Annotated in this window: 7 protein-coding genes; 2 read left to right on the top strand and 5 right to left on the bottom strand. The window is 44.8% G+C overall.

Translation table 11 applies throughout. The features are described 5' to 3' along the window. Nucleotides 1-6: 6 nt before the first annotated feature. Complete coding sequence (locus tag D1Z90_RS05620; RefSeq protein WP_119909772.1) at nt 7-1,467, bottom strand: ATP-binding protein; 1,461 nt, start codon at nt 1,465-1,467, stop codon at nt 7-9. 286 nt (nt 1,468-1,753) lie between these two features. Between D1Z90_RS05620 and D1Z90_RS05615 the strand changes: the two genes are divergently transcribed. After that, the gene (locus tag D1Z90_RS05615) at nt 1,754-4,129 is read left to right on the top strand and encodes a sensor domain-containing protein (protein WP_119909771.1); all 2,376 of its coding nucleotides are present in this window, start codon (nt 1,754-1,756) and stop codon (nt 4,127-4,129) included. A 95-nt stretch (nt 4,130-4,224) separates the two neighbouring features. Here the strand turns inward: D1Z90_RS05615 and D1Z90_RS05610 are convergent, their stop codons facing one another. Continuing rightward, complete coding sequence (locus D1Z90_RS05610) at nt 4,225-5,049, bottom strand: HDOD domain-containing protein (RefSeq protein WP_119909770.1); 825 nt, start codon at nt 5,047-5,049, stop codon at nt 4,225-4,227. Between the two features lie 27 nt (nt 5,050-5,076). After that, complete coding sequence (locus D1Z90_RS05605) at nt 5,077-5,901, bottom strand: HDOD domain-containing protein (protein ID WP_119909769.1); 825 nt, start codon at nt 5,899-5,901, stop codon at nt 5,077-5,079. A 276-nt stretch (nt 5,902-6,177) separates the two neighbouring features. Here D1Z90_RS05605 and D1Z90_RS05600 point away from each other — a divergent pair, with 276 nt between their 5' ends. Next, nucleotides 6,178-7,101 (top strand): metallophosphoesterase, encoded by a 924-nt coding sequence (locus D1Z90_RS05600; protein ID WP_158587061.1) that lies wholly within the window; start codon nt 6,178-6,180, stop codon nt 7,099-7,101. A gap of 1,377 nt (nt 7,102-8,478) precedes the next feature. Here the strand turns inward: D1Z90_RS05600 and D1Z90_RS05595 are convergent. Together D1Z90_RS05595 and menE are read right to left on the bottom strand one after the other, a co-directional pair. After that, nucleotides 8,479-8,838, bottom strand: a complete 360-nt coding sequence (locus D1Z90_RS05595) for a hypothetical protein (RefSeq protein WP_119909767.1) — start codon at nt 8,836-8,838, stop codon at nt 8,479-8,481. A 290-nt stretch (nt 8,839-9,128) separates the two neighbouring features. Next, nucleotides 9,129-10,622, bottom strand: a complete 1,494-nt coding sequence (menE, locus tag D1Z90_RS05590) for an o-succinylbenzoate--CoA ligase (RefSeq protein WP_119909766.1) — start codon at nt 10,620-10,622, stop codon at nt 9,129-9,131. Nucleotides 10,623-10,679: the final 57 nt, after the last annotated feature.

The raw sequence follows: 10,679 nt of genomic DNA, 5'->3' as shown, positions 1-10,679 counted from the left end.
ATCGTCTTATTGATTTGGCGCAATGGGCAGGGTTAGGCTAAATCCACAGCCGCCCGCAGCTGGCTGAAAGTGGTTAATTTCCCCTTTCAGGCCTTGCTTCACAAGGTTATAGACCATGTGTAAGCCAAGGCCTTTATTGCCTTTTCCCCGGCTACTGGTGTAAAAAGCGTCGAACACTTTGTCGACTAAGTGCGGTGCAATGCCGGGGCCGTTGTCCTCTATTAAGAGCACCAGCACGGCTTGCGATGTAGGTTGCTGGTGAGCTTCACCTTGTGTCGCTGCTGAGTTTTTATTGAGTATCTTTGCGCTGACCTTGAGCTGGCCTTGAGTCGCATCGCATAAACCGTGTTCCATCGCATTTTGCAGTAAGCTTTCTAACACTTGCCCCAGCATTTGGCTGTCTATGATTACGCTTTGCTCTGGCGCTTCTACGCTAATGTTCAGTAGCGCTAATTGTTGTTGATAAGGGGTGAGGTACAGCTTTACGTTGGCCGTTAACCAGTCATTCAGCACTATGTTATCGTTGCGGTTTTGACTGTGTTGTAGCGCAGAGAGGCGCTTAAATTGTGACACTAATTGGGCAATTTTGTCGATGTTAACATCGATGAGGCTCTGACTTTCTAGTCCTACGTTGATAGCGTGCACTAGCTTATTTTTTGAAATAGTGCCTGAAGATAAATCTTGTTGTAACTCTTTAAAAACTTCTGGTTGTAAACTGGCTGCGGTTTTTATCACTCCCAAAGGGGTATTCATTTCATGCGCCATGCCAATGACTAAGTCGTTGAGTGCTGCATGTTTTTCTGCCGCAATAAGCTCTTTTTGAGTATGTTGTAATTGCGCTAAGGTTGATCTAAGTTGCTGATTTAAATGTTGCTGGGTTTGCTCTGCCAGCTTTTGTTTTATTAACTCGCCGAGTAATGAGCCAAACAGGCGTAAAATATGACTTTGGTAAATTTCAAAAGGCCTGTGTTGTAATAAGTTGTCACACGCGACCCAGCCAATGACTACATCTTTATCCCATATGGCGATGGCGGCATTCCAACCGTGGCCGACTTCAATGATTTCTCCTTGCTTTTCGGTAAATTCGTATAAGCTTTGATCGTGCCAGACGCAGACCTTGCCTTGGGTCGATACTTCATGAATAACCTGTTTTACTTTATCCAAGATTGGGGCGGTATCGTGACTTTCACTGCGAACATTACCTACTTCGTCTGTCCCCCAGGTTCCTCGCATCCACTGCTGGCCGTCCGTCTTTTGCTCTATCATCAAGATACCCATGCGGTCGATGGCAAGGTGATTGAGGCAGTTTTCTACCGCGAGACGGAACAAGTCATCTAAGGTCGGCGCCTTACCTAACTCAATGGCAATTTCATTAAGTTTAAACAGTTGCTGGTAAAACTCAGGGTTATCACTTTGGGTGGTAAGCTGGGCTGATGCATCGTTTGAGTAAGTGATTAATTTAGCCATAAAACGCTTTACCGTATAAGTAGTTAGCCATGGAAGCGAATCGCTTAGTCTAATATACAGCTTAGCTTGCAATCGTTAACTGCAAGACAGAATTGTCAGTTTTTATGTTTTTGTGCGATAAAATTTAGCGTTTTGATGACGTTGCCCAGTTCAAAAACTTGATGATTTCTCAGCTGATAGTGTGATCTCTTTGGTATTTACTGGTCAATTTTCAGACTTTTTTACTGCGCCGAGTAAAATAGCCGATTGAATATTTTGCTAAACCGCTCAAGGAAGAAAACCCTTCATGGCTAGCCTTGCTCCTAACGCTGATTTACTCGTCAGTCTCAGCCACCAAACCTGCGCAGATATGCGCTTTTGTCTTGATCAAAAAGGCTGTATATCAGCACACAATGATATCGCCGCCGCGACGTTAGTTGATGTGGCTAATATTCAACAATGCTGCATGGCACTATCGTCTAGTATCGCTTGGGTCAGTTTATGGAATTTGGTGAAATCCAAACAACAAGTGCAGCAAGACATCGAATTGGTGATAGCGGGCAAAGCCCAGGTATTCTCAGCGAACTTACAATCTTTAGAGCATGACGGCGCTATCTTGATATACGTACGCCTTAGCGCTGGCGAGTTGCTAGATAGCCCTTTGTATCAACGTATTTTTGCCGGTGCCAGCGACTTGATGGCCTACGTAGACCCTACGCATCAGTTAGTCCTTGCTAACAACAGCTTCCGTCGCTTCTTTGAATTAAGCCAACTCAATGTGCCATTTAGTGCGTTGTTTGAATCGAATTTATTTCAGTTACATATTGCACCGCGCTTAAAGCTAGTGGCCAAGGGGTCAGTGTGTACTCACCAGTTTTGGCTTGACCAAGGCAGCCAACGCCGTTGTTTAGAAGTCAGTTATAGTCCCTATACGAACGCGGCACAATGGCAAGGCGTCATTGTCAGTGCGCGGGACATCACTGAGCGCGTGATGGCGGATCAAGCCAAAGTATTAGCAAGTACGGTATTTGATAACGTGGCCGACGCCATTTTAATTGAGGATGCGAAGCAGCGCACCGTATCGGTCAACCAAGCTTTTTGCGATATAACAGGTTTTAGTAAAAGTGATGTGGTTGGGCGCAGCAATGTACTGCTGGGGGCGAGTCGCAACAATCAAAACAACTTACGCAAAATGTGGCGAGACATTCATAAACACGGCTTTTGGCGTGGAGAGATGTGGGGGGTGCGCAAAGATGGCAGTGAATTTCCCGGCTGGCTTTGCATTACCGCAGTGCAAGACGACGAACGCAAAAGGGTGAATAAATACGTTTCGTTATTCTCTGATTTAACCGATAAAAAGCGCCACGAAGCACGTATTTGGCGACAAGCCAATTATGACGCGCTAACGGGGATAGCTAACCGCCAGCGTTTTGAGTCGTTTTTAGAAGAGCGCATGGCACAGTCTTTACCCGGAGTGTTATTGTTCTTGGAGTTTGAGAACTTCAAAGAAACCAACGATCGTTTGGGTCACTCGGTGGGGGACCAAATCCTGCAAGAAATTGCCCTGCGGATGCTAGCGGTGACCGCCCAACAAGATTTATCTGCGCGTTTTGGTGGCGCGGAATTTGCCATTTTACTGACCGATGGCACTAGCATTACTGCGCAAACACAGGTGTGTTTAGCTTTGTTAGAGCGCATGGCGCAGCCGTTTGAAATTGATAATAAGAGTATTTATCTCAGTTGTCATATCGGCATAGCGAGTGGGCCGCAAGATGCAACACAGAGCGGCGACTTACTGAGTAAAGCTTACTTGGCGATGACCCAAGCCAAGCAACAAAACGAATCGCGCTTTTTGCGCTATAACAATGAGTTGGCGCAAACCAATCGACTTAAGATCAACATGGAGTATGAGCTGCGCCGAGCGCTTAAGCACAATGAGTTTGAGCTTTGTTACCAACCAATTGTAAACCTAGGCTCGGGGGAGTTGGTGGCGGTAGAAGCTTTATTGCGCTGGCGTCACCCTGCGCGAGGCTTATTAAAGCCAGAAGACTTTATCGACGCGATAGAAGCTGCTGGCATGATTAACCCTATGGGTGAGTGGGTATGTGAGCATGCACTCGCGCAAATGGTGGCATGGCGAGCGCTTGGCTGTGATTATCGCCGCCTTGCCCTGAACATTTCTAACGTACAGCTAAAGAGTTTGGGCTTTTTCCGCCATCTAAAAGCCATGATGCAAACCTATCAAGTAGCGCCAAGTGAGTTGATTTTGGAGATCACCGAGCACTTTATCTTGGACGCTAAGCATGAGGTCATGCTGCAATTTGAACATTTGCAGCAACAAGGGCTACAGGTAGCGCTGGACGATTTTGGTTGTGGTTACTCGTCGCTCTCTTATTTGAAGAAGTTTCCTGTTAACTTGCTCAAGTTGGATGACAGCTTTATTCAAGATATTGAAACTTCTGAGGTTGATCATTTACTGGTGGAAACGACCATACAGTTAGCCCAGAAAATGGGCCTGCAAGTGGTTGCAGAAGGCGTGGAGCGACAAGCGCATTTTGATTATTTAGCTTCGCTTGGTTGTCACCACATGCAAGGTTACCTGGTCGCCAAACCTATGAGCCATGATGATTTTGTGGCTTGGTGTCAGCAACAGGCTTGCGTCAAGCTAAGCGTTGCTGAGTAAGGTTGAAAAATTGCAGCAAAGCTACACGGCTTTGCTGCAATTTAAGGTTACTGATTATGCTATTTGGGCATGAGCTGGGTGCTCTCACCAGAGTATTACTGCAGTATTTGCATCAGTGAGTCAGCTTCTTCTTTAGATTGAGCTTGAACCGTCAATATTTCTACTGGATTAAGCTTTAACCATTGCAGTAACACCTCGTCTAGCTCAGCGTTGATGGCTTCATTACTCAGGTTATTTTGCCAACCCGATGCTAACAATACCGCAAGGTGTATGTAACCGGCTTGATGGTTGAAAGGCCTGCTACTGATAGGATCTAGCTGACGATGGATGGCCGTTTGGAATAGCTTGGAGAAATTCCACCGTTTAGCCAGCTCTGCGCCAACATCGACATAGCTAAAGCCGAGAATTTGTTGCTGCTGGTAAGCGCGGTCAGACTCATTGCTGATTTTAGCTGCCATTTGCTGACTTTGCTCAGGCATCGCTACGCGGATCAGCAAGTCTCCAAGGTTGTGTAACATGGCGCAGCTGAAGGCGGTTGAAGGAGAGCTTTTAGCCTGTTTTGCTAAGGCTTTGGCTATGGTTGCCACGTATAAGGTATGAAACCAAAACGTTTGCTGCTCTACTTGCTTGTATTGACTAAAAGCTTGGCTGACGCCAGATGCCATAACCAGGTTACGTATGGTATTCGCACCAAGGCGAATGACGGCATCTTCGGTACTTGCCACTGCACGGCCACGACCAAAATAGGCGGAGTTCGCCATGTTAAGGACTTTTGCGCTAAAGATTTGATCTAAGGAAATCATCTTGGCGACGGCCATCATGTCCACTTCATTATGTTCAAAGGCCTTTATCAGGCCTTGCAGTACACTGGGAATACTGGGCAGTTGCTCAAGATTATCAAATAAGGACTGACTATCCATTATAACCTTACCAACAGAGTAAAAAGATTACACGAGTGACATCGCAAGTTCATTGCCTTGGGTTTGCAGATCGTCTAACTGACCGGCAAGTGATTCTGGATTAATGTCTAGGTGCTGTGCGAGTGCTTTCGGGAAGCGTCCAATTATGGCTTGTGCAGGAACACCTGCGTTCCAAGCAAAATTCACAAATACAGATAGACGTATCAAAATGGCTGCACCAGAGACGTCCTCAAACGACAAGGGGTCTAATTGTTGTTCTATTGCGTTGATGAAGGTTTCAGAGAAATTCCAACGTCGCGCGAGCTCAACCCCCACTTGACTGTAGTCAAAGCCTAAGGTTTCGCGTTGTGCTTCAACTCGACTAGAGCCATTCTCCATCGCCATCGCGACTAAGGCCATTTCTTCTGGCAGGCTCGATTGTAACAATACTTCGCCAATATTGTGCATCATGGCGCACGTGAACGCAGTTTCTGGCTCAATTTTAGTGTGCTTTGCGAGCGCCTTAGAAATAGTGGCTACTTTAAATGTGTCCGCCCAAAATTGGTTTTTATCAAAACCCGGCGTATTAGGAAAAGCAGAGCCAATTCCTGAAGCAATGACGATGCTGCGCATGGTGTTAAAGCCTAAGCGGATCACAGCTTGCTCGATAGAAGATACTTCTTTGCCGCGGCGATAAGCGGCGGAGTTTGCCATTTTGATAACTTTAGCGCTTAGGGACTGATCCATGGCAATCTTTTTAGCAAGCACATCAATGCGGGCATCTTCATCTCCAAAACTTTCCATTAATTCGGCGAGTAAAGTCGGAATTACTGGCAATTGTTTAAGGTTAGAAAAGACAGCGTTTAAATCCATTGTGGGGCTTCCTAGACGTTTTTCAGCGCGATAAAAAATGAATGTAAATAATAACAGCTGAGGCGGTGAAAAGCCTATGCTGCTGGACTTGATCTGTTTCACTAATTCTGGATATTTTATGTCATTCAGTTGAATTGTGTGATGGTAATAGCTGATTTAGTAAAAAGTGATGTTAACAGACTAATGAAGTAGAAAAACAGAAAAATGCCTTGTTTCGGCGAAGTTGGCAAGTTTAACTAAACTTATTAGGTAAGGTATTGATTTAAGGAAGTGTCTTTGACGGGTTTTGATGTCATTGGAGATGTCCATGGTCGCGCTGATTTATTACTGCAATTACTGCAAGCGTTAGGCTACAAGATGAGGCAGGGGGCTTATCAACATGCTGATAATCGCCAAGCGGTGTTTATCGGCGACATGATAGATGGAGGCAATCAGCAGCGGCAAACATTGCGCATTATCCGAGACATGGTTAACGCGGGCTCTGCTTTGGCGATTTTGGGAAATCATGAATTTAATGCCATTAGTTTTGCAACGTTAGATCCGGCGGATCCGTCGCGATATTTACGCGTCCACAATGTGAAAAACTGCCGTCATCATCGGGCTTTTTTGGATGAATTTCCTCCCCACGGCAAAGCTTACCAAGACGCTATTGACTGGCTATCCGGCTTGCCTTTGTACCTTGAAAAGCAAGGGGTGGCATTTATTCATGCTTGCTGGCGGCCGGACCTTATTACTGGGCTCCAACCTTATCTCAGCCTCGATAATAGTATGACCCCAGAGTTATTATTAAGCGCTAATCGTCCTGACAGTGTTCATTACGAGACAATGGCGTTACTGCTTAAAGGTCCTGAGTTGACCTTACCGGCGGGTTATCATTTTAATGATAAGCACGGTGTGAAGCGTAATGATATTCGCTTGAAGTGGTGGGCGCGACAAGGCTCGAGTTATCGAGATTTAGCCGCCGTGCCTTATAGCCAAATCATGAAAATTCCAGATATACCATTACAACAAAAAGTGGTGTTACATCAGACTCGACAAAGGGTATTCATTGGTCATTATTCGATGCATCAGACCAATCTAAGCTTGGATAATAGACACGTCGCGTGCGTAGATTTTAGTGGTAATAAGCAATTAGCGGCTTATCGCTGGTCTGGAGAGGAAAGCTTAACCTCAGATAACTTGCTCGTGATGGCGCCCTAGCGAGCGAAAAGCAAAGTTAATACAAGATATGGCTTTGATGGTGAGAAAATCTGCAGATAAAAAAACGGGGCAATACCCGAAGGTATTGCCCCTTATAGTCGTAAACATCGGATCCGTGATGTATTGGTGCTCCCTGCGCTCCCTGACTATACCTAATCCTTAGGCTATTCCACTTCCTACGTCCTGTAGGGTGTCCATTTTTGACCATCCTAGTCTAACAAACCGTCCTGGTTTGTTTTCTGTCTCCGTCCTGGAGGTGTCCTTTTACAGCTTCTTGCTGTGTGTCCTTGCATCATTCCTGATTGCCAAACGTCCTGTCTGACATAAGACCAAACATCCTGTTCGTGTCTTTCACTTCCTTGCGAGGCAGTAATATAAGGATTTTTAGTGGCCGAAAAAGCGTCAAAGTAGAAAAAAATATAGGTTTTCCTGTATGTGCTTTTTATTGCCCTCTGTAAGTGATTGTTTTGTATGAGTTGATGGTATTTTGTTCAGTGATATCAATAAGTATTAAACAGCGTTTTCCTATTGATTTGAAGGTGATTGCTTACAAGGTTTATGGTTAATATCTCACAGAGGAGGTGATTTTAAAATGTGAGCTATGCCGCTTGTCGGCATTATTGACCGTTTGGCGCTGATTATTTCATTTAATCAAAATCAATAAAAAATCAATCTGTAGAAGAGGAGGAAAAAGGGAAGAATAAATAAACTGGCTTTAGAAGGAAAAAAGGCAATACTCAAAGAGTATTGCCTTATGTAGTCGTTACATCATTCCTTGACGCTATATTGCTCCATGCAAAATTTTGACTAACACCTAATCCCTAGGTTTTTCCGCTTCCCAATCCTTTGGGGAGTCCTTATTGATCATCCTGATCTAAACAAACCATCCTGATTTGCTTCTTTCTCCATCCTGGAGGTGTCCTTTTGCTACATCCTGTAGCGGTTCCATTTGTCATCCTGACTGCCAGACATCCTATCTGACATGAGACCCAACATCCTGTTAGTGCCTCTGTGCTTCCTTGCGTGATTAAATATAGGCTATTTAGCGTTTAGAAAAAGACACTGCATCAAAAAAAATAGGGGTTTTCCAATATTAACTATTGTTTAGATTTTTCAAGTTGTTGTTTTTAATTGTTATTCTTTCTTTTCTTGGGAGATGCTAACGTGACGGTTGCGGGCTTCTCTGCGAGATTTTTCGAAGCAAGATTACAGCAGCAATGGCAGATCTCTTACACTATGAAACCTATAAAAAAATAGCGCTGGTGACAAAGTCATCAAAATTGCGCCTAAGAGGCAATATAAAAGGATAAATGGCATAAAAAAGGCCGGAAAATCCGGCCAAGAAGAACGTTACGTTCGCGGTGTAGAGTGTCGTTTTTAGTGTAATTTGAAACTGTTTAATCGAGTAAGTAATTTTGTAATGGTCGTTGGCGTTACTACCACGCTCACTTCTTCAATCGTTTTGTGCTTGAATAACTCACACAGTAGGGTACATACGTAAGTCAGCGGGGCGTTCTCAAGCAACTTAGGGTTAGACAGGTAATCGCGGCCACTGTCTTTCACCCAAGCGGCTGCGTCAACGTCAACTTTGAAGCCAGAGTCTTGCATGGTTTTGCGCAGTTTTGCTAGTTGCAGTTGGTAGTCATGTAAGTCAGAGCTCATTTTGTTGTGGAAAGCAGCCACAGAGATAAGTGCTTGGTTATCGGGAATGATTTCTAACTTGTGTATGTCGTTCATTTTTTCTCTCCAAAAATTGTGTCGATAAAAAGTAGCAAAAATGCCAAACCGGCAATTTCGCAGAAATTTGATGTTAGATATGACCCACATGGTAGCCGCAAAGGCTATAAAAGAAATATGTCAGTATGACGACATCTGGCTAGATTATTTATTTTGTTTAAAAGCCACAGAGATACATTGACTAGTATAGTTATAGCTGAATATTTTTTCCTCGCAACTGCTTAATGATGATTAGCAGATAGATAAGATGAATGGCATTTTTAAGAGATAGGAACCGTCAAAATTGTTGCTTATAAAAGAGGAGCCGCGAGTTGTTGTTCAGCGTATTTTTGTAACTGAGCTCGTTGAGGTTTTAGTCCAGCTTGTTTAGGTAATACTAAGAAATATTTAGGTTTTTGCCAAGGAGCAAGGTGCTCTTGGCAATGAAGCTTAAGGCTTTGCCATTGCTTGTGATGTTGCCATTGAATCAAGGCGCAGGGAACCTGACCAAACTCAGGATCAACTACCGCGACGACGACAGCTTGCATTACACCCGGATAGTTCACCAAGCACTGTTCAATGTCTTCGGGCTGAACATTTTCCCCGCCGCAAATGAACATATTATCTTTACGACCTTTCAGTGTTAATGCATCGCCATGCATAGTACCGAGATCCTTACTGTGAAACCAACCCGCTTCATCGGTACATGTTTGTAGGCCATCGGCACTGAGGTAACCCAAGCATAATGTCTCGCCTTTAAGCAGCAGTTCTTGCTGTGATACTTTAACTTGGCGAAAAGGTAAAAGCTGGTAAGACTTGGCATCACTGGCCAACAGACTGGCGACGGAGACGGTCGCGACTTGTGAGCTCATTTCCGTTAAGCCATAACTGATGTAGCTTTCGAAGGGTTGCGTGGCTAATTCTTGTAATAAGGACTGAGGCAACGCCGCGCCGCCAACCAATACATGCTGTAAGTGACTGTCCGAGGCTTTACCTGCCAGTTTACGGCTTTGCAATAAACGGTAAACCTGCGTCGGCACAAGAGAGGCATGGGTAACATAGTGGTTTTGTAAAGCAGCAATAAAATTTTGCTTTGAAATCACCAAGGTGCCACCGGCTAACATGGCTCGCATCACCAAGGCGATGCCAGCAATGTGGTAAAGCGGCAAGCTCAGTAACCATGCATGCTTATTGTGAAAAGGCAGTATTTGCTGTGAGCCGGCGGCACTAAAATAATGATTACTAAAACTGTGTATTACCGCTTTGGCTTGACCACTACTGCCTGAGGTAAACACTGCGGTGCAAGCTCGCGCTGGGACAATTTTAGTCGATGGTTGAGGGGGAGCAATGGCAGGGGCGGGTTTTATTGCGTTCCGCTGTTGCGTTATTTTGCTTAGTGCGGCTTGTTGGAGCTGCTGTGAGGTTAAGGTAGCTTGGTCGTCAATCACATAACGAATGCCGCTATATAAGCAACGTTGTAAAATCTCTTTGGCCGGTAATTGCGGCGCAATAGGGCACAAGACATAACCTAATCGTAAACAGGCAAACAGCAGAGGAACAATTTCGGTTGCATCTTGGCTGATGATCGCAACAACCAGTGGCGAGCCAGGCTGTGAGATTTGATGGTATAAGCTTTCAGATAACGCCGTTACCTCTTGGTCTAATGCTTGATATGTGACGCCCTGCGCATCCATTTGCAAAGCGCGGTGCAAGGGCTGATGTTGCGCGAAATACGCGACAGGGCAAACATTCATGGTTGAGGGATATGAGGGTTTTACAGCCGATGGCAATGCGTGGGTTGACATAATCAAGCTACTTCAATCAAGGTGTGAATCGGTATTTAAAAATGACGCTGGCAAGAC

The organism is Motilimonas pumila, from assembly GCF_003596335.1.
GTDB lineage: Bacteria > Pseudomonadota > Gammaproteobacteria > Enterobacterales > CBDFNC01 > Motilimonas > Motilimonas pumila.
This window is presented reverse-complemented; position numbering and strand designations above follow the sequence as displayed.